Below are 21,643 nucleotides of genomic sequence, written 5' to 3'. Positions count from 1 at the left end.
CACAAATCGGGTCGTCGTTCTCGGCTCGTTCTTGACACTCACCATCCGTAACTCCTCAGAAGTTCAATCACCGGCCGGAAAAAAACAAAACCGAGCGACCGGTGCCCGACGCGCAGAATCCCGGTAACCGTCGCCCCGAGATGCAGATCATCCGGAAGTGAATCGGCAACGCCCATCGTCACCTCCACGACCGCCATACCGCGTTCATCAATCTGCACGGTGTCGGCGACCGCGAGCGTCCGGCCCGTAAACTCGACATCGGGCGATGACCGCAATCGAAGTGTTGCCACGATGGGGTTCTCTGTCGAACTCATCATATCGCTCAGATACCCGAAGTCTTTCTCGCGCAGATCAACGATCGCACGATACCCACTATCCGTGTCGACGACTTGCATCAACCACTGACTTTGCATGACGTGCTGACCTACGAGTTCCGACTGATCGTCTCGCATCATCACACGGCCATCCATCTTCGAACGAATCGACAACGATTCCCTCACGTTTCGAATCAATTCGGCTTGCTTTTTCAGCGAATCAATTCGGGCACGCAGAACCATCTGACGCGCCGAATGATTTCGCATCACCTGCATCCCGGTATTTTCTCGCCCGTCCACGTTTCTCGCCGAACCGGCATCCGATTGATTCAATCGCAGGGTCGCTAGTTCGGTTTCCGCGGAAGCCAATTCGCCGACGATGCGATCGTACTGCATTTGGATTTCATTGCTGCTCATCTCAGCGAGCAGCGTTCCCGCGGTCACGAGTTCGCCATCGGCAACATGCAATCGGAGCAACGTTCCTGCGGCGGGAGCGTAAACTCCTCGCGACGACGCCGGTTCAAGACGGCCTTCGACATTCAAACGAAACGCGACCGGGATGCTCAGCAACACGATCCATGCGACCAGGATCATCGCGAACACGGCCAACCGTTGCAGTCCACTGCGCCGACGCCACCAGCTTCCCACTCCGCTTGCGGCGGGATGCGATGAAGACAACCACGACGCGATCACAGCTTTCGCCGCAGCGTCAATTTGCGACTCAATCGGCTTGATCGTGTCCGCAAGTCCGGTCGATTGGGGAGCGAAACGCTGCATCACGACCACGGCGTCGACGGTCGTTTCATCACTTGAAAAAACCGGAACCGCCAGGAATTCCAAACAGTCTGGTCCGTCCGTCAGTGAAGCGTCATCGGGCGACTCGGACGAAACCGATTCACGTTGTTCTCGGACACGTTGGGCGATTCGTTGCAGAAACGCAACTTCGCGTGAGCGACCATCGATCGACACCGTGGTCGACGTCGCCACGAGGCTTGGCTCGCCGCTCGTGATCGCAAGAAAACTCACGCGGTCGCAATCCGCGACCCGGGCGATTTCGCCGCACAACCCTCGCGCCCGCACGACCGGATCGGCGAGCGAATCGGTTCGCCGCAGTCGCTCGAGCTCGAAGAGCCCGATTTGCAGCTGACGATCACTAGAGTTGGGAGGACCATTCATCGCTGCATTTTACCCGCGATGGTGTCGAAAGCGTCGCCCGATCGGTGAGTTTCATGTCGTGAAACAGGCCGCTGCAACGTTTCGTAACGATTTGACTGGATCACGTCGTATCGATTCGTCGAATAAAGACGAGAATGCGGATTACTCCGCCGTCCTGGCGCACGCTCTGCTATGTGGAAAGTTGAACTCAAAAACAAACACCGCTGACGACCCGAAGCCGGGGAGAATCCCCGCACTTTCGGATTCCTTGGGCATCGGACTTTCGTCTGATCCGCCCGAGATGGCGATTGCCGGTGGCGGGTTCGAACGTAGCGGACGAGACCGGCCGAGACGGACCGGTGGATCAACGCCTCATTGGGGCGTATTCTCCATCGTGATGTGGTCGTTGATCACCGGCGGCATTCTGTCGTTGTTCTCCGGTGTACTGGGTTGCCGGGCCAGTCGCGCGATTCCGGAAACGATCGGAAATGACACCACGTGCATCGACGCCATCATGGCCAATGTTGACGCCGGCGCACCTCCGAGCGAGATGGATCGATCCGCCGCGATCGCGACAGCGCCTCTGCCACCGATCACGATCCGCGACGCCGATTCGCTAGAAAACGCGGAGTACCACGACCTTACGCTCAACGACGCGATTCGCATCGCGCTGAGCAACTCAGAAGTCCTCCGTGACTTGGGCGCCACGGTGCTGCGAGCCCCTGACCAATTGGCGACTGAGCAAACGTTGCCGCTCGTTCAAACCGATCCGCAGGCCGGCATCGAATCGGCGTTGTCAGCCTTCGACGCGCAGCTCTACGCGCTCGGCAAATTCCAAAACAACGATCGACAATTCAATAACCGCTTCTTCGGCGGCGGTGCCAATTCATTCAAACAAGACACGCACGATTACGTTTTCCAAACGACCAAGCGAACCGCCACCGGTGCCGAACTCGCCTTGCGCAGCATCACCGACTATGACGCCAACAACGCGACCGGAAATGAAACGCCGAGTGCCTGGCAAACACAATGGCACGCTGAACTGCGGCAACCGTTGCTGCGTGGCGGCGGCTTAACTTTCAACCGCATCGGCGGCCCAGCGGCGCTGCCCGGTGTCTACAACGGCGTCTTGATCGCCAAAACCAACAACGATATCTCGGTCGCCGAATTCCGACGCGACGCACGCAACTACGTCAGCAACGTGATCAACGCGTACTGGGATCTCGCCTACGCATACCGCGACGTTGACGCCCGTGCCGACGCACTCGAACGCAGTCGTCTGACTTGGCGCAGCTATGACGCCCAAAAGACATCCAATCGCCGCGGCGGTTCTGCCGAAGCACTCGCTCGTGAGCAGTACTACCGATTCAAATCGGAATACCAGGACGCTGTTGCCGGGAAATTAGTCGGACGCACGCAAGTCAACAACGCTTCCTCGGGCGGAACATTTGCAGGCATCGGAGGCGTTCTCGCGACCGAACGTCGTCTCCGATTGCTGATCGGAATGCCGGTCAGCGAAGGCATCCTGCTGCGACCGATCGACGAACCGATCACCGCCCCGATTATCTTCGACACCGATTCGTTGACGGCCGAAGCGGTTCGCATGCGGGCCGAACTCCAGCAACAACGGTTGCTGATCAAACGGCGGGAAATGGAACTACTCGCGGCAAAGAATTTTCTGCTGCCGACACTCGATCTCGTTTCGACGTATCGCGTTCGCGGATTGGGCAAACATTTGACGGGATCGGATTCCGCGTTCCAAGAACTCGGCGACATGGACTTTCAAGAATACGAGGCTGCCCTCGAATTCCGGATGCCGGTCGGTTTCCGGCAAGCGCACGCCGCGGTCCAAAATGCCAAATTGCAGATCGCACGCGATCGCGCGGTGTTGAACGAACAACAACGCCAAATCATTCACGACCTGCTCAGCGTGATTGCGGAAACGGACCGGGCCTTCGCGCTGGCCGAGACAAGCCTGAATCGATATTTAGCCGCGAAAGACGCTCTCGACGCACTCGAAGCCAATCGGGAGGCCGGATTGCCGATCAGCCTCGAGCAATTGCTCGACTCGCAGCGGCGGCTCAGCGAATCGCAAACCCGATATTATCTCGCCGTCACCGAGTACATGGTCGCGATCAAGAACGTGCAATTCGAAACCGGCACGCTGCTCGAACACACGCAAATCATGATCGCCGGCGGCTGACCGCTTGAAACCTTCGCCGACTTCGCCAAGACTTTCGGGCCCGTTTGATCCCAATTTGCAAAGAAAGTCGCATGGCCGTTCGGCTCAACGTTCTCGTTCTCCGCCCCACCGGCGCTGGTTCATCGTCGCATGCCCATTGCGACGATCTGCTCGGCCACCTGCTCGGACGACCCGGTCTCGACGTCACCTTGCTTGAGCGTTTGCCGATCCCCGGTGAAGAATCGACCGAAATGCTCGCTCTCGAGTCAATCGGCGGCCACATCGCCTGTCTCGCGTGGGACGATCCACAACGGGTCCAGAAAGACCTCGAACAGGCCGGACGTCCGATGACGCGTCGACCGCACGCGGGCGATCCCGACGCGGTCGATTCCGATGAGAGCGATCGTGACAACGTCGAAACGACAGCCTCGCAAGATCAATCGAGTGACGCTCGCCCCCCAGGCCGAATGTATTTTTTTGACATGCGGCAAAATCGAGACGCCATGTCGGTCCTCGAATCGCTGCGAGCGCTCTTGAAAACTTTGCAGGTGCCCACGTTTCAGATCGGGGGTGCTCCGTCGCTCGCATCCAAACCGGATCCACCGCAGCAGGCACAGCCCGCAACGCCCGTCTCCCGTCCACCCGTCGCCACCCCAGCCGTCACTCCGCCGCCCGCAGTACAACCGACCCCCGAACCCACTTCGTTGGATGCGTCGGTTTCGGATGCACTCGATCGCTTGGTCGATCAACTCGACGAACTCGACATCTAATCGGGCGCGCCAGTCCGGTCGTGCCACAATCGACGGAAAGACGGTAGACTGGCCCGGGACGCTATGGCCCCCGCCGCGGCATCGCCCTCACAGTCAAACACGTATCGCAAACCGTCTACCGAATATCCATGCCTGCCGATCCCACCGATTCGACACCCACCCCTGACGATTCGTCCTTGCCGGACAACAGCGAAACGACGCTCGACGTGCCCGCAGAAGAATCGGATGATTCGCCAGGCTGTCTGCCGGCCGTCGTCGCGGGAACATTGCTGATGGGAATCGTCGCCGCGGTATTGTGCGGCGTCACGACGTGGATCCTCTTCCAAAAACGAGCTGAGATCGCCGTCCGCACGCTCGAAGGGTTCGTGCCGATGATCGAACAGAGTTTGCTCGAACCGGAAGACAAAGCCGAGGTGGTCAAGCAATTCGAAGCGTTGATCAAAGAGATGAGCGCGCCGGATTATCCGCCCGCCGCTGCCGCCGCGATCATGCAACGCGTCGTGCGTCTACCGATCCCACACTGGGGCGAGCTCGACGCCGTCGAATCCTTCGTCGAAAAGAACTACGAAGGCGACGAACTGGAACGAGCACTCACTGATCTCTCACGAATTCGCAAAGCCATCGAAGTAAACCGGGCCACGGTGTTCGATATCATCGACGTGCTCGAACCCGTCGCCGTCGTCGATGACACCACCGGTGCCCGTTCGATCAAAACCAAACTCACCCGCAAAGACGTCGATCAAGTAATCGAACGGGCCGGATTGCTCGCGGAACGGGCCAAGATCGAAGACCAGCGTTTCCCACGCGTCAACATGTCAACGATCCTCCGCCAAGAAATCAAAGCCGCCAAAACCGAAGGCGGTTATTAAACCCGAAGGCGGATCGCGATCCGTGATCGACCTGCGGTTCAAGTCCCTGCGATGTACTTCAATTGGATCTTCGTCTTAGGCAGTTGCTTTTTGAGTTCATCAACACCGACTTGCGTGACGGCGGTCCGGGTCACTTTGAGATCTTGAAGCGATTTCAATCCTTCGAGATGAACGAGCCCTTCGTCGGTGATCAACGTCGAGCCGAGATGCAAAAACTCAAGCGACGTTAGACCGCTCAGATAAGGCATGCCCTTGTCTGATAAACGCGTGTTGTCGAGGTTGAGCGACTCCAATTGCGTCAAACCCTGTAACGGTTTGATCCCGTCATCGGAAAGATTCAATCGCCACATATTGAGCTTCTTGAGCGACTTCATTTCCGCGATTGGCGCCATCGCGTCATCCAAAATTTGCGAACACTCGCTCAAGTCCAAATCTTCGAGCTTGGTGAGTTTGGGCAGCGATTGAATTCCTTCGGCACCAATTCCTGTCCCGGCTACGCGGAGCTTTTTCAAGTTCGGGAACGCCGCCAATATCCCGATCGCTTCATCACCGATTGTCGTCCCAGCCAGATAGAGTTCTTGCAGGTTTTTTAAGCCGGTGAGCGATTCTAAACCATCTTCGCCGACCCAGAGGAAATCCAACGCGAGCACTTTCAGGGTTGGCAACTTGGCGACCGACACCATCCCGTCATCGCTGACCTCGCAATCACCACTCTTTCCCGACAAACGAAGTGCTTTGAGCTTGGGCAACTCGGTCAAGCTCTCGAGCCCTTTGTCTCCAATGGCGCAGTCCCGCAAATCGAGATTCTCGAGCGACTTGATCTTGCCGATCGGCTTCAAACCTTCATCTGAAATTTGCGTTCCCGCCAACAGAACCGATCGCAATCGCGGCAGCTCAGGCAGTGACTCAAGGTCCGCGTCGGTTACCTCTGTTCCGCGGAAGTCGACCTCGATGATCATTCCGTTTCCGTCTCGCCGCATCTTCTCAGTCAACGCCTCGACCACGGCGACGACTTCGGCCGGGTCAGCGGGTTTCGCCGTTGAGGCATCCACGGTCGCCTGAAGTTCCTTTGTATCGCCCGTTTCCGAGTCACCTCCCGATTCCGTCTTGCGCGAACCACATCCAGAAATGGCAAAGGACAGAACAGCGATAACGCACAAGGGAGCGAAGGTGAAACGTCGCACGGGGATTCTCAAGTTTGAGTGGAAAGAAGGATGAGCCGACCGCCTCAGCATAGCATCATCGGACAACGACGCTGCTACACGCGGACGCGAGGTGACGCAGAGACGTCTTATGGCGGAGACAACGGGGTCGCGAATGACAAAACGCACGAGGCTTCCCTCGTGCGTGACGAATCAACCGGTTTACTAAGCGGTCACTTCCCATCCGGGACGATACTCTTTTCGCAAGTAAGCATCGGCCTCGGGAGAGTTCGTCGCTTTCAGGTTTTCACCGTCCCAGTCGATTTGTTTGCCAACACGATAGGCCACGTTACCGAGCAAGACCGATTCGGTCAGTGCCCCCGAATAATCGAAGTTGCACGTTGTCGGCGACCCATCCTTGCAGGCTTGGATCCATTCGGCGTGATGGCCGATCGAATTCGGAATCGTTTGTTCCGGGGGCACGAAGTCCGCAAACTTCTCTTTCGGAAACAACTTGTACTTCGTGTAACTCGCGAACAGGCTGCCTTCGCTTCCGACGAACATCACACCACTTCCGGGAACCCGTTCTCCGGCAACCGTCTTGGGCGTCATCGAACCGTCGTACCACGTCAAATCGACAGGTGCGAGTTCACCGCGAGCGGGAAATTTGTAACGCACGATCAAACCGAGCGGGCAGGTTTCCGGATGCACTTCGGGACCTTCGGCTTCCACCGAAATTGGATGCCGCAGTTGCAAAGCCCAGAACGGCAAATCCATGTAGTGGCATCCCATGTCGCCGAGCGTTCCTTGACCGAACTCCCACCAACGTCGCCACTGCGCCGGGTGATAACGTCCGGCAGCGTAAGGTCGTCGCTGTGCCGGGCCTAGCCAGAGTTCCCAGTCCAAGTGCGGTGGTGGTGGATCAGCTTTCTCAGGCAACTCACCGCCGCCCCAACCTTTTCCAACCCAAACATGCACTTCTTTCACGTCGCCGATCACACCGGCTTGGACAATCTCAACAACACGTCGATAGTTATCTTCGGCGTGAATTTGGGTGCCCATCTGCGTCACGACGCCGGTTTCTTTGGCGACGTTCGCAATGATACGTGCTTCTTCGATCGTATGCGTCAGCGGCTTCTCGCAATAACAGTGCAGCCCCGCACGCATGGCTCGAATCGTCGCTGGCGCGTGATGGTGATCGGCAGTCGAGATCACGATCGCGTCGGCGGCCTCGGCTTCTTTATCGATCATCTCGCGATAGTCGCGATAGGTTTTGGCGTCTTTGAATTTTTCTGCAGCACGATCGAGATACGTTTGATCGATATCGCACAACCCGACAATGTCTTGTGACTCGACACCATCCAGGTTTGCCGAAGCGCGGTTGGCTGTGCCGACACAGAGAACTTTTAGCTTCTCGTTGGGCGATAAAGACGGTTGTGCTGATACGCTGCTCCACACACCCGAGGCGAGAGTAGCACCCGCTATCCCTTGCAGAACACTGCGGCGGGTAGGTTGGGAAACAGGAACAACATTCTGCGTTCGTTCGGTAGGCATAGGGTTCGACACCAAAGGAGGGAGAAAAAACGGGGTCGGCTTGGAGGGAGCATGAGTATAATTCATCCTCACTCTAGATGAATGAACACTCACGTTTTGACATCAAAACGTTTGTCGCGAAAGCCATCAACCCAGTACCATACGGTTGGGCTATACTGCCCGCTCAAGTTTTCTGCGCAAGCGTGGTCTGCGGTGACGATTCCGGCACAAAACCCCTTCGGAAAACTTCCACCCCTCCAAAAATTTCTACAGAAATTTCTCGTCGAGCACCCCGCCACACCCACTTTCCTTCACTCCCCCCTGCCAGACCCACCATGTCACGCTTTGAAAAAATCTTAGGCGTTTGCTTTTTCGCCATAGCGGTTGGTTATTCGTCCACCAGTTTCGCTGCGACCACATCCCCCGAAGATGCCCCAAACATCATCTTCATTTTGTGTGACGACCTTGGCTGGGGAGACCTCGGTATTCTCTATCAAAACGAATCGAGTCACCCGAAGAAACTCGTGACACCCGCGATCGACGCGATGGCTCGCGAAGGAGCCCAACTCCGCAATCACTACTGCCCGGCACCCGTTTGTGCACCAAGCCGCGCGTCGTTGCTGCTCGGTGTCCATCAAGGACACAGCGATGTGCGTGACAATCAATTCGACAAAGCGTTACCTAACAACCACACCATCGCGTCGGTATTGAAATCCGCCGGATACACCACCGCGATCATCGGCAAGTACGGACTGCAAGGTGGAACAAAAAATGAGTCAACGAGCTCATCCACACCGGCGGCACGTTGGCCAGCCTATCCAACCGAGCGTGGATTTGATGAGTTCTTTGGCTATGTCCGACACGTCGACGGACACCTTCACTACCCAGCCGAAAGTTGGCCACTGGGCAATTCGCCGACGCACCAAACACCCAAAGAAGTTTGGCACAACGACCGAGAAGTTTCTCAGCAACTCGATCGTTGCTATACGACGGACCTGTTCACCGCTTATGCAAAGAAGTGGATCGTCGATCAATCCAAGCAAGATGTCGCATCCCCCTTCTTCCTCTACCTCGCCTACGACACGCCCCACGCAGCGTTACAGGTTCCGACGATGGAGTATCCATCGGGACGAGGCGTCAACGGTGGCATCCAGTGGACCGGAAAAGACGGTGAGATGATCAACACCGCCAAAGGCACCATCGATTCCTATCGCAATCCTAAGTACACCGACAAAGGTTGGTCCGATGTCGAAGAGCGTTTTGCCACGATGGTCACCCGCATTGATGACTGCGTCGGCGACCTCCTGCAAACACTCCGCGACCTGGAGATCGACAAAAACACTTTGGTCGTTCTATCGAGCGATAACGGACCACATCACGAAGCGTACTTGCAATCAGCTCAGTACGCGCCGACGTCATTCCAATCATACGGTCCTTTCGACGGCACCAAACGTGACACTTGGGAAGGCGGCATTCGCGTGCCCACCGTCGCATGGTGGCCGTCGCATATTCCAGCGGGCACGATCGACACCACACCGAGTCAATTCCATGATTGGATGGCCACGATGGCCGATGTCGCGGGAACGCAACCTCCGGCAATATGCGACGGCGTCTCGTTGTTGAACTCAATGACGGGCAAAGGTGATCGCCGCGAAAGCAGCGTCTATGTGGAATACTCCGTCGGCGGATCGACTCAGCGTTATGCGGATTTCGAGCAGCGCAAACAAAACAAGAAACGTGGCCAGATGCAGGTCATCATGCATCGCGGATACAAAGGCGTCCGGGTTAACATCACCGACCCGAACAAGCCATTTGAAATCTATGACTTAGAAAACGATCCGAGCGAAACCAAAAACCTAGCCGGTACCTCGGCAAAGTTCGAGAAATTGCAACAGGGAATGCAAGAACGTGTGCTTCGCATGCGGCGAGCTAACGAGTCGGCAAAACGCCCCTACGACAAACTGCCCGTTCCCGCCTTGCCCGAGCAACCGATGACGCCGGGGATCATGCTGTCGGGATTCAAAGGAACGTTCCCTTACGTCCCACAAATGTTGTCACTGCCAGCGTCCGAAACGATCAACATGATTATGAAGGACATTTCGAATGATCCGGAGGGTCTCGACGAAGGCGTCTATCAATACATCGGCCATCTCAACATCCCGGCCGAGGGCGAATACCGTTTCGAATTGCAATCAGCGACACCATCGCTCGCACGGATTCACGACGCGATCTTGATTGACAACGATTTCGATCACGACGCATCGAAAACCCGTTCGACGCAAATTCGCTTGGCAGCGGGCACCCACCGGTTTACGATAACCCTACTGGCAGGACAAACATCGTCGAAGTGGCGTTTGAGCTGTTACCGCAAAGGCGATTCCTCGACCGATCTCGCCGACGGTGGTTGGTTAATTCCAAAGGCAACGGACGAGTCCTCGCGATAACACGTCGGGCACGCCACGGGCGTGACCTTCACCAAGAACGGATTTGATACATGGCAGCTTTTCCTCGTCGTTCACGCAAACCGTCTGCGACCACGCAGGTTTCCGAAACGACGAATCGATATCGTCAACAAGCGACCAGCCCAAACGGTTCCAAGCTTGTCCCGCAGACACCGACGAAATCGGTACCCAATGCTGCCAGCAAAACTCACCCGTCGGCTCCGCCCAAAATTCGGCCGCGAGATCCTGCGGCATTAACCGGATTGGCGATCTGGATCCGCCAAAACCAACCAGCCGTCGACAAGATCAAATTCGAGCAACAACGCATTCATGCGGAAATGCTCAAACTCAGCCGCGCGATCGACCAGCCCAATTTCCGCAAAGTCGGCCGCGACGATCTCGTTCGTTTGATCCACCTAATGGATGAAGCGTTCTTTGAATCGCGAGTGCTCCCGGTCGCAAAAGCTGAAGGCCTCGAATTCAAGTTTTCGTCGCGAATGACGAGTGCCGCGGGCAAACTCGTCACGCATTATCCCACCGGCCGCAAAGAGGCGCCTCGCAAGTTCGAACTGATTCTCTCTTCAACGCTGCTCTTTCAAACCTTCGAAGACGTCGATCGCCCCGTCACGGTCACCGGCCGGAAGTGTCGTGATCGACTCGAAGCGATGCAGCGGGTTGCCGAACATGAGATGACGCATCTGATCGAAATGTTGATTTGGAACACCGGCAATTGTTCCCAGCCGCGTTTCCAAGGGATCGCCAAATCATTTTTTGCCCACACCGACTACCAACACGACCTCATCACCCAGCGAGAACGGGCGGCGGCGAAATTCAACATTCGCGTCGGTGATATGGTGTGGTTTGACAGCAGCGGCACGAAAATCGTCGGTCGGGTCAATCGCATCACCCGCCGCGCCACCGTGCTCGTCAATGACCCCAAAGGCGAACGATTCAGTGACGGCGGACGATACACACGGTGGTACGTCCCGCTCGAAAAACTCCGCCCGATGAGCTGAAATCCGCCCGCCGGGATCGAGAATCTTGCCATCCGGAACGTGAACTTTGCCCGTCTGGCTCCGGCCGCTGCGTTGCCAGAGCCCCGGCCGTCTTCTACGATTCACCCTAGACGGCCCACAGGCACAGCGGGTCGATCTGCGTCACCCCCAGCTCTCCATCCTGGCCGCTTTCGTTGCTGCTGCTCCCATCCCCTCGTCCCTGTGAAAGTATCTCACATGTTTGGCGGTTCACTCCGACACTTGACCTTGGCTCTTTCGGTAATTGCAGTTTCCATGACTCCATCGACTTCGACGTTCGTTCTCGGCGATGAAGGCATGTATCTGTTCAATGACTTGCCCCGGCAACTCTTGCAAGAACGCTACGGCTTCCAACCATCCGACAAATGGGCCGACGAACTACGTCTGTCGTCAGTTCGGTTCAACTCGGGAGGATCGGGCTCGTTCGTTTCTTCGAGCGGTCTCGTGCTCACCAATCATCACGTCGCCAGTGACACGCTGCAAAAACTCAGCAGCGAAGATCGCAATCTGATCAGAGACGGTTTTCTCGCACGCTCGACCGAAGACGAGCTAAAGGCACCCGATCTGGAACTCAACGTCCTGATCGAAATCATCGATGTCACCGACCGAATCAACGCCGCGGTCACCGAAAAGAACAACCCCGACGTATCGGCAAAACAACGCCAAGGAGTTATCGCGTCGATCGAAAGTGAGTCACTTGACGCCACGGGGTTACGCAGCGACGTGGTGACCTTATTCGGTGGCGCCCGCTATCACCTCTATCGCTACAAGAAATACACAGACGTGCGTTTGGTTTGGGCTCCCGAAACGGCGGCGGCGTTCTTTGGCGGAGATGCCGATAACTTTGAATACCCACGCTACAACCTCGACGCCACCTTGATGCGTGTCTATGAAGACGGCAAACCCGCCGTGATCAAACACTTCCTGCGTTGGAGCGAAATTCCCGTCAGCGACGGCGATCTGGTTTTCGTCAGCGGACATCCCGGGCGAACCCAGCGAATCTTTACCGTCGAGGCTCTCGAATATCTGCGAGACAAACGACTTCCGTTCGTGCTGGATTACTTGCGTCGCAAAGAGATCCTGTTTCAACAATATCAACTCGAAGGCAACGAAGCGGCCCGCCGCGGTCGTGACGAACTGTTCGGAATTCAAAACGCCCGCAAAGCGTACACGGGCATGCTCGCCGGTCTGCAAGATCCACAAACGATCGCAACCCGACGTGGACGACAGCATCGCTTGATGACTGCCGCGTCCAACGATCCGCAACTCAAACCGCTCGTTTCGGCGTGGAAAGAAATTGCGGACATTCAGCAAGAGAAAGCTGAACAGCTCACACGGTCGGTGTCACTCCGCAGTGATTTGTTCCAACTCGCAATCTCGATCCTGCTGCTCGCCAAAGAAGACCAAAAACCCAACGGCGATCGACTGGCCGAATACACCGACGCGTCGCGTGATTCGCTGTTAACGCGATTGACCAGCCCGGCACCTCTGTACAACGATTTGCAACGGGTCAAGCTCGCCGATGAAATCGCCCTCTTGCTCGAGCGGCGGGGCATGGACGATGAACTCGTCCAAGAAGTCTTGGCGGGACGTTCGCCTCGCGAAGTTGCCGCGGAAATCGTGGATCAATCCAAACTCGCCGACCCGGAAGTTCGTCGCCAATTGATTGACGGAGGAATCAACGCGGTCCTCGGCAGTGACGATCCTGCCATGCGTCTGGCCCGTATCATCGAACCCGAATACCGCCGCTATCGAGCGATCGAAGACCAATTGTCTGAACGCGAGAAACAGGCGTACGCAAAAATCGCTCGCGTGATCACCGCCATCGAAGGAACCGGCGGCTATCCCGATGCCACCTTCACGCTGCGTCTCGCGTTCGGAACCGTGAAAGGCTATGTCGAGAACGCCACTGAGATCCAACCGACGACCGACTTCGCCGGAGCGTACGAACACGCTGCCGCACACGCCGGTCAAGATGATTTCGATCTCCCGGAAAGCTGGATGAACGCAAAATCGAAGGTCGACCTCTCAACGCAGCTCAATTTTGTTTCGACAGCGGATATCATCGGCGGTAACAGCGGTTCGCCGGTCGTAAACCGCGAGGGTAAACTCGTCGGATTGATCTTCGACGGGAACATCCAAAGCCTGACGAGCGATTACCTGTACACCGATCAACAGGCCCGTGCCGTCAGCGTTGCCGGTGTCGGAATCCGCGAAGCATTGCGATCGATCTACGACGCAGAATCGCTGGCGAGCGAACTTGGACAGTAACAGTTCGCTCTCTCTAGAAGAGAACTGACTCGACTGCAAAACGCTCACTTTCTCGGCGGGCAATCCGATCGACGAGAAGGTCACGCAAACTGAATGACGTCCGATCCACCGAGCGACACGGGAACAACCTATGAACCACGCGATCGACCCCGGCGAAATTTCGCAGCTCGCGGGCAAACTTCGACGGGATGTCCTCGAGCCGATCAAAGATCGCTTGATCGGCAAAGACGAGATCGTCGAGGTTCTTGGTGTGGCATTGGCTGCGGGTGAGAACGCGTTTTTGCTGGGACCACCCGGGACCGGCAAAAGTGCTCTCATCAATGAACTGGCCGGACGACTGCACGGCCGGGCGTTTGATTATCTGTTAACCCGGTTTACTGAACCGAGCGAATTGTTCGGTCCGTTTGACTTGCGGCGACTGCGTGACGGCGACCTCGTCACGAACACGGAAGGAATGCTGCCCGAAGCCGATTTCGTTTTCCTCGACGAATTGCTCAACGCCAACAGTGCGATTCTGAACAGTCTGCTGCTGGCGCTCAACGAGCGAGTCTTCCGCCGCGGGAAGGAACGCGTGCGTTTGCCGATGCTGATGACGGTCGGCGCGAGTAACCGGTTGCCCGAAGACGATGCCCTGGCCGCATTGTTCGATCGTTTTCTCCTACGCGTGCGTTGCGACAACGTCGACACGGATCGACTGAGCGAAGTCCTTTCTGCAGGATGGAAGCGTGAACAATCCGATCCGCCCACACCGACGCTCGGCATCGAAGACGCTCGTCGGTTGCAGGCCAGTGTCACGCAGGTGGATCTATCGGTGATGCTGCCCGCGTACGCAAAACTGATCTCGCGGTTGCGAACGGCGGGAATGGAACTCAGCGACCGCCGCGCTGTTCGTCTGCAAAAGGTGGTCGCGGCAAGCGCCGTGACGTGCGGACGCGTCCACGCAACCGTCTCGGATCTTTGGATCATGCGATATATCTGGGACACGCCCGATCAAGAAGAACTGCTGGCCGCACAATTAGCGAGCGTGCAGGCGGAATTCGAACCAGGCAGAGACGATGCCGCTCAAACCGACAGCGTTGAACTCCAGCAACATCCGATGGCCGATCACGATGCAAAGTCTGGCCCAGACCCGGAACAGTTGTCACGATTGCTCGACCGAATCGCCAGCGAACCTCACGCCCCGGCATCTGCCGACGCCCTTTCGCTCGTCGCGGCGCGTTTGAATTGGGTCCAAGCGGACACGGCGAGGGAACACTTGCAAACGCGAGTCACCGAGCTTCGCCAAACCATCCGCCCCGCCTATGAGGCAACCACGTGAGCCCCACGCCGACCGGCGATGGCTGTCGAGATTGGTTTGTCCGCCTCGATTCGCTACCCGAACGAGCCATCAATGAATTGGCCTCGCGGCTGGTCTCATTGAACCCGTCCACGCGGATCGCAAGCGTCGACTCAACCATCTGGGTTCGCACCAACGGACCGGGCTCCGACATCCTACCGGCGTTACGACAATTGCCCGGCGTTCTCTTTAGCCGACATCCCAGTGGCGACCTCGTGCGGCTGGGCGAAACCGTTCCGAGCTTGCCCGACTTCGACGCGCACGTTCCCAAGGTTCAGTGGCAGCCCGTTGCAGACGTTTGCGACGTGACGATTCCGATACCACAACTTGCGCCGGGTAACACTGTTTCCACGCAGCAGACCGTCCGCCTCATTCGTGGTGGAACGATGACGCAGTGCGACGCCATGCGAACTCGTCTCGCCACGCTGCTCGAGTGGATCGAACTGGCCCCCAAAGCTCGCATTGACAGCTTGCGATGGTCCATCCGTCGCGACGAGTGTCTCGTGATGGGAAACAAATTGCCGCCGATCGACGGGACCTATTTCGTGACGCGCGGTCGAGTCATCGTGCCCGCCGGAATGACCTGGACGCCGTCCGTACCGAGCCACATCCTGCTGACCTCGTTCGAGGTACCGGCGGATGATTGGTTGCTCTGGGAATCGGACGAGCGATGGTCAATCGTTCCCGACGACGCGATCACCGCCATGTCGCGCAGCAGCGTTCGCATGGCCGTTCGGAATTCTCCGGTTCATTGCGATAGCAGCGAGGAATTCCCACGGTGACCCATTACCTGCAATCCCCGGCACCCGAACTTTGGCAGACCGCCGATGACGGAGATGCGTTCGTGTGGAGCGATGACTCCACCACGATCGCAATGGCCGCGGAAGTTGCGACGATTCTCGGACCGGTGCGAATGGCAATGGAAGGTTTGCCGTCGTTAACAGTCGCCTTTTTCATCATCACCGCACTCCGCCGCCACGACCTGCCGAAGGACGTTTGGACTCGTCGCTTGAGCATCCTTGCAGGATCAACACGCGTGGACGCCGTTGCTGAGTTCTTGCAGTCGCTTGGAAAACTGCCCCTGCAACTTCGTACTCAAATCGAAGGGCCCGTCGTCGTGCTCGGCTGCGGACTTGAAAATTGCCGCAGCTATCTTAAAGAAGCCAATCTAGCGGAATCCGATCTCGTATTAGAGACACTTTCGCTCTCACGAATCGACCGCGTCGTCGACCACCCCGATGACCATACCCCTGGTTCAAGAAAACTAACGCGTCGCCAAAGAGACGCCGCGCGATGCAAGCGGGCCTGGGAAACGTTGGTGTTATTGAGCCGTTCGGACCTGGATGCCCACTCGCTGCAGACGTGGAAGTCGACGGGTTTAAAGTTCTTGCCTGCCCCCGCAAAAGAGATCACTCCTCCGCCGCCTCCACGCGATCCGATCAATCGCCTGCTAAACAATCTCTCCGACGACGAGCTCTACGGTGACTTGGCACGCATGAGTCGATCGGCCTCCGCGATCGTCGCCTTGCCACGGCGACCGAGCGAACCGGAATCGTTGCCGATCGGCGGTGTCTCCGACGTCACCAATCGCGGGAACCCCGAGCGGTTGCTGATGACGGAACTGGCCGCCGATCCGATGCTGTTGCTGGCACGGATCGCGAACGGTCAAGCACTCTATCTGCGACGTGAAACGCCACCGGGCCCAGCCCCGAAACAGCGACCGATCGCGATCGAAAACGGCATTCGTTGTTGGGGCTCGACACGAATCTGGATGTCGACGTTCGCGCTCGCCTTGGGCGCGTCCGAAGAGCGGCGAGGCGACACGCGTGCCGTGTTCTGGACCGTTGCCGGCAAGCGTTACACGCCTGAAGACCTAACGACGCGAGACGGAATGCTCGAGCAACTCGGACGCCTCGAACCCGATGCCCATCCCGGTGAAGGCATCGCCGCGTGGGATGCGATGCTGCGTGAAGACACCGACGATTGGGAGGCGACGTTCGCCGAACCGCTGATTATTGTTTCCGAATCAACCGACCATGATGCCGCATTCACCGATTCCATCCGCCACGTCGCCCGCCCGTTCCTGATCGCGACGATCAGTCGTGACGGCGAGGTACAGTTGTCGCGACGGACACTCCTCGGCGACGAAAAGCTCCAACGGTTAAAACTCGAACTGAGTGGTCCACCCAATGTGATGATCCGTCAAGACAAAGCGGGTCAGCCACTGTTCTTGAGTCACCGGATTCCCCCTCTCGCATTCAGTGCTGATTCAAAAGTGATCTGGGGACGTACCGTACTCAACCGCGACCAACGGCCCGTGGTGTGGATGGTCACGACCGATCAACGACTGCTAATGTGCACCACGAGTCGACACGGTTGCACCGAAGTGGTTAACGACCTGCCCTGTTCGACAGTTCTAGCCCATCACTGGAATCACAACCGACTCAGTCTCGTGTTGGGGACACCAACGGTCCCGCACTGTTTGATTGGCGTGAATGCTGAATCGTTGATTAACGAACGGATCGAATTGCACGGTGATTTTCAATCGTCCGACTACGGATTCATGGACTCAGCCCTCCTTCGCTTGGGCGACGGCGAATACCAAATCATCGACCCGACCACCGGCCACATCACCGGTCAAGGAACCGAACAGGGACATCATCTTGGCAACGGTTTTGTCCTCCGCCACCACGATGCGATCTTCCGCAACGACGGCACCTCACCGGAGAAGTGGCACTCGTACGGACGATTTCAATCCGCCACGAGCGCCCCCGTCGGCTGCGTCGTGATCGGTGAAAACCACGAACCGATGGCCATTGCGCAAGACCTCAGCCAAGTCCAGCCCCTGGACGCTGGATCGGGCGTTCGCCTCACCGGCGCGACCAAACGCAGCGGCGTAAAAGTGCAATCTATTCATCGACCGCGTCCCGTTGTGTGCGACCCGACCGGTCGATGGTGGGTGATTCAGTACGAACAAATCCAAGACGTCACAGGCTTGGATCGAAACTACACGCGGACACGCAATGTCCTTCGCGTCGACACCCGCGATGGCAAAGTGACTCCAGTTCAAGACGATGATTTTAGATCTCGATTGTGGTCGAGGAACAAAGCCCACACGATCTTGATCACTCAGAAGTCCGTTCGCAATCAATTTCGCGGGGTCGCATTGACCAACGAGGGCCTCGTATTCCAATTACGATCCAATCACGCCCTGATCTTAAAACGACAGCTCGACCGCATCCCGCATCTCACCCTCGTCCAGCAGCCGCTCGCTTCGGATATCGAATTCACGCCTTTTGAGTCACCACCGCGTGACTCCGACGACGCTGATTCCGGCTGGAGTATGCGAAAAGCGATTCTCAACGGAGGAACAGCGTGGCTCGACTCGCGCGGGCTCGTCCATTTGCAGCGTTTCGATGATCATCGCGAATTGACGCTCGTCTTAGTCGATACACACTGCGCGGGCTGGTTCAGTGATTTCGGATTCTTCGGACCGGTCTTCTTTGCTCCTCCCTATGCCGGCATCACTGAGGACGTTCCAGTCCCCTCGGTGGCGATGGATTGGTTAAGCGATTGGACCAGCCAGTGGAGGAAACTGCTATGAAGCTGACGCTGCGTCCAACACTTTGTTTTGACGACTCGCCTCACGACTCCGGTGTGCAAACGGGCTGCTGGTTGCCCGATGCTGATATTGGAACTCAAGTCGAATTCATGATCCGTTGCGGCGGCAATGACCAGGACGCAGTGGCGTTCTATTCTCTTCCGTCGCTCGCTGACACCGCAGCCCCCAACACTTCCAGACGCGGAATACTCGCACTGCCGCTTTCGGAGCGGTCCATCAACGGTGTTCCCGGCACGGTCAAAGTCAAAAACCTCCTCGCTACCGGACGACGCACAACCCCTAAAAAGGATTCGCAAACCGCGCAGTGTTGGATCGCATCTCACAGCCGTCTCGATCCCGAATGCCCCGCCGACTGGCTCGCCGAAGCGTTGCCCTCGGGCGAGGCTGTCGTGTGCGTTTGGCTGCCTCGACTCGGCCTCATCGTCCTCGAACCATCCGATCGTTTCCAACTCGCTCAATGTCTTCGCCCGCCATCGACGCAGGGAACGACAAGCCACTGGACACCGCCACCACCCACTACTCCGCTGCCGCAGCGACTCGCCGGTTTGCAATTGCTCGAACCGATGACGATCGATCAATTACTCGGCCCCAGCGGACTCGGGGGCGACGCGGCCGATATCGGCCAGGATGCCTCCGAATTGTTCGACCAACCGTCTGACAGAGGCGGCACTCCCAAGACCGGCCGATTTAAAAAGTGGATCCTGAACAAACTCGACAAATTGGCCGGGTCAGACGACGCAACCCGAGGTGATCAAACGGGGACACCTAATCATTCCCCGTCTGGTCTACCGGCGTCCGGTTCCGGGCAAACGGCGGATTCGGGTGCCGGGTCCGGGGTGTTGCGATCGATCTCCGCGGGTCTATTCGGACTCCTCTCGCGAAGTGTCGCCCAAGAACGAGAGGAACAGCTCAACAAGTTGCTCAAAATGTCACGGCTCGATCCGGACCGTGCATTGCGTTTTGCCATCCCACTCGCTGGCGCCGATGCGTTTCGCGGACTCGCGATTCCCGGTGCGAAACTGATGTCACGCCTGCCCAACTTTTCGCTGTCCGGCATCAGCGGCGGCAGCGGTCCGGCAGACGTTTGGGACATTGATCACTCCACCCGCCAACGCTTAATCGCCGCTTATCACGAGATGGCCAACCGCGAATCTGCGGCCGGTCGGTATCGACGCGCCGCGTACATCCACGCGAACCTGCTCGGTAATTTCTCCGCCGCCGCCAACGTGCTCGAACAGGGAGGCTACTTCCAAGAAGCCGAAGTTCTGTATCGCGATAAGCTCCATCGCCCCGCTGACGCGGCGCGGTGTTTGATGTCGGCCGGACTCTTCGAGCAGGCTGCTCATGCGTTCGCAAAACTGAACGAGTACGAAAAAGAATGTGACGCTTGGCGACGGGCCGGTGATGAAGAACAAGCGATCCAATCGCTCGAACGGGCGGTGAAGTCGCTTTGCAATGTCAATGCGATCCACGACGCGGCTAAACTGATCGACACGTTGCTTCACGACCGCCAACGGGCAATCAAGTTGCTCGTCGATCAGTGGCCTTACGGCAACGATTTGAAACGCTGCGCGACTCAGGCCTTCACATGGTGGGCGGATGCCGGTGAACACCAAACCGCGATCGACCACTTGCGCACTTTCGTTGAAACGACAACTGATGGTCAGCGCCGCACCCTCGTTGAACTGACTCATCATTTGGCGAGACGCTATCCCGACCGCAACCTTCAACGTCTGGCAGAGGACCAATGCCGGGTCGCGGCCTCGCAGATTATTCAACGCGACAACAACGATCAAACGATCGACAAAACTTTGGCGATTCTCAAAACGCTCGACAAAGAGAATCCGTTGCTGGCTTCAGACGTCCATCGATTCGCATCCACCCGACTCCGCAATTCACCAGCAAAAACGCCGGCGGCGACGACACGGCAAGACGATGGCCGCATCCAACGACTTTCTGTCACTTCGATGCCCGTGGGAAGGTACGTCGCCTACCAAATGGTGAACGATGAGTTGTTCGCCGTTAGTCAAATGGGCTTGGCACTCTATGTGATGCGAGTCCCAAATCCTGCTGACAACACGTCTTCGCTCGAAGAAACTCCCACGGTACAGGTCAAAGGACTCATCCCAACGTTTTTGAACAATCCTCCCCCAGTGGGCGTCATCGCGTCGGGCAACGAGATTTACCTTCGTTTCGATTCTCCGCCCAACACCATCCCTCCACTGCGTTTGAAGTCGACGACACACGCTGACGATTGGACGATTCACTGGCGATGGCCGGGAACTTTGCAATCGAGTGACGCGGCGGTTTCCGATGGCGGAAACAGCTTCGCCACTATCGAAACCGAGAACTCCCAAACCGTGTTAACGCGTTGGACCTCCGCCGGCCTCGCTCTCCGCACCACGTCGCTGACGTCGCTGATCGAATCGTCTACCGGGTGGAACATCGACGACATCGAGATCGATCCAGTAACACAATCGCTGCAATTAAAACACGGCGTCTCCCCTCCGTTGTTTTCACCGCCAGCGCGATCGACGTCGCATATCGCGTTTTTAGAAAATGCAATCGTTGTCGCCGCTGGCAGTACGCTCATCGTTGATGCCGACTCGCCATCGGGAATCGCGGCCGCAGTCGATTATCCAATCAACGGTATCAGCGTCTCGCCACGTAGCACACGTCGGCGGATTGCGGTTGCACACGAGGGCGGGCTGAATGTGTACTGGTGGGAAACGGGAGAATTGCATTGCCAAAAGATCGCTTCCGATCAGCCGATCGAGCACGTTCTCTGGATGCGTGGGGGCAGGTTATTCGCGGTATCCGGTACGACCTTGTTTCGCTATCAAATCAACCGCCAATCCTCCACCCAAACCGGAAAGACATTCTTGTTCAGCGAACAGGTCAGGGCTTTGCTCCCGTTGTCTACGGGGGTTTGCTGCGTCGCGTCTTCGTCAGGCAGGATCGAGTGCTTCTAAAC

13 protein-coding genes are annotated in these 21,643 nt (G+C 57.3%); 10 read left to right on the top strand and 3 right to left on the bottom strand.

From position 1 onward, the window contains the following. Positions 1–38 precede the first annotated feature (38 nt). Entirely contained in the window at positions 39–1,490 is a 1,452-nt protein-coding gene (locus NB063_RS13460) for an efflux RND transporter periplasmic adaptor subunit (protein WP_250929250.1), read from the bottom strand. Positions 1,491–1,866: 376 nt separating this feature from the next. On the opposite strand from NB063_RS13460, the gene NB063_RS13455 reads away from it, so the two are divergent. The 3 genes from NB063_RS13455 to NB063_RS13445 all read left to right on the top strand — a co-directional run bounded on the left by NB063_RS13455 (position 1,867) and on the right by NB063_RS13445 (position 5,290). Further along, on the top strand, positions 1,867–3,672 hold the full coding sequence (locus NB063_RS13455) for a TolC family protein (RefSeq protein ID WP_250929270.1): 1,806 nt from the start codon (positions 1,867–1,869) through the stop codon (positions 3,670–3,672). 71 nt (positions 3,673–3,743) lie between these two features. Next, on the top strand, positions 3,744–4,421 hold the full coding sequence (locus NB063_RS13450) for a hypothetical protein (protein ID WP_250929249.1): 678 nt from the start codon (positions 3,744–3,746) through the stop codon (positions 4,419–4,421). A 128-nt stretch (positions 4,422–4,549) separates the two neighbouring features. Next, positions 4,550–5,290 (top strand): hypothetical protein, encoded by a 741-nt coding sequence (locus NB063_RS13445; RefSeq protein ID WP_250929248.1) that lies wholly within the window; start codon positions 4,550–4,552, stop codon positions 5,288–5,290. Positions 5,291–5,328: 38 nt separating this feature from the next. Here the strand turns inward: NB063_RS13445 and NB063_RS13440 are convergent, their stop codons facing one another. Together NB063_RS13440 and NB063_RS13435 are read right to left on the bottom strand one after the other, a co-directional pair. After that, positions 5,329–6,474, bottom strand: a complete 1,146-nt coding sequence (locus NB063_RS13440) for a leucine-rich repeat domain-containing protein (RefSeq protein WP_250929247.1) — start codon at positions 6,472–6,474, stop codon at positions 5,329–5,331. A gap of 183 nt (positions 6,475–6,657) precedes the next feature. Beyond that, positions 6,658–7,986, bottom strand: a complete 1,329-nt coding sequence (locus NB063_RS13435; protein WP_250929246.1) for a Gfo/Idh/MocA family protein — start codon at positions 7,984–7,986, stop codon at positions 6,658–6,660. Positions 7,987–8,300: 314 nt separating this feature from the next. On the opposite strand from NB063_RS13435, the gene NB063_RS13430 reads away from it, so the two are divergent. The 7 genes from NB063_RS13430 (at position 8,301) to NB063_RS13400 (ending at position 21,641) form a co-directional block, all read left to right on the top strand. Next, positions 8,301–10,409 (top strand): sulfatase-like hydrolase/transferase, encoded by a 2,109-nt coding sequence (locus tag NB063_RS13430; protein WP_250929245.1) that lies wholly within the window; start codon positions 8,301–8,303, stop codon positions 10,407–10,409. Between the two features lie 50 nt (positions 10,410–10,459). Beyond that, on the top strand, positions 10,460–11,422 hold the full coding sequence (locus NB063_RS13425; protein ID WP_250929244.1) for a hypothetical protein: 963 nt from the start codon (positions 10,460–10,462) through the stop codon (positions 11,420–11,422). A 273-nt stretch (positions 11,423–11,695) separates the two neighbouring features. Beyond that, positions 11,696–13,711 carry a S46 family peptidase gene (locus NB063_RS13420; protein ID WP_250929243.1) on the top strand — a complete coding sequence of 672 codons (2,016 nt, stop codon included), beginning with the start codon at positions 11,696–11,698 and terminating at the stop codon, positions 13,709–13,711. A 130-nt stretch (positions 13,712–13,841) separates the two neighbouring features. Then, the gene (locus NB063_RS13415) at positions 13,842–15,029 is read left to right on the top strand and encodes an AAA family ATPase (protein WP_250929242.1); all 1,188 of its coding nucleotides are present in this window, start codon (positions 13,842–13,844) and stop codon (positions 15,027–15,029) included. After that, complete coding sequence (locus NB063_RS13410; protein ID WP_250929241.1) at positions 15,026–15,829, top strand: hypothetical protein; 804 nt, start codon at positions 15,026–15,028, stop codon at positions 15,827–15,829. The genes NB063_RS13415 and NB063_RS13410 overlap by 4 nt, the downstream gene beginning before the upstream one ends. Beyond that, positions 15,826–18,651 carry a hypothetical protein gene (locus NB063_RS13405; RefSeq protein WP_250929240.1) on the top strand — a complete coding sequence of 942 codons (2,826 nt, stop codon included), beginning with the start codon at positions 15,826–15,828 and terminating at the stop codon, positions 18,649–18,651. Before NB063_RS13410 ends, NB063_RS13405 begins: the two co-directional genes overlap by 4 nt. Then, entirely contained in the window at positions 18,648–21,641 is a 2,994-nt protein-coding gene (locus tag NB063_RS13400; protein WP_250929239.1) for a soluble NSF attachment family protein, read from the top strand. The genes NB063_RS13405 and NB063_RS13400 overlap by 4 nt, the downstream gene beginning before the upstream one ends. Positions 21,642–21,643 lie beyond the last annotated feature (2 nt).

Source organism: Aporhodopirellula aestuarii, from assembly GCF_023701485.1.
In the GTDB taxonomy this organism is placed as follows: domain Bacteria; phylum Planctomycetota; class Planctomycetia; order Pirellulales; family Pirellulaceae; genus Rhodopirellula; species Rhodopirellula aestuarii.
The sequence above is the reverse complement of the archived record's forward strand: the minus strand, read 5'-3'. Positions and strand labels throughout refer to the sequence as shown.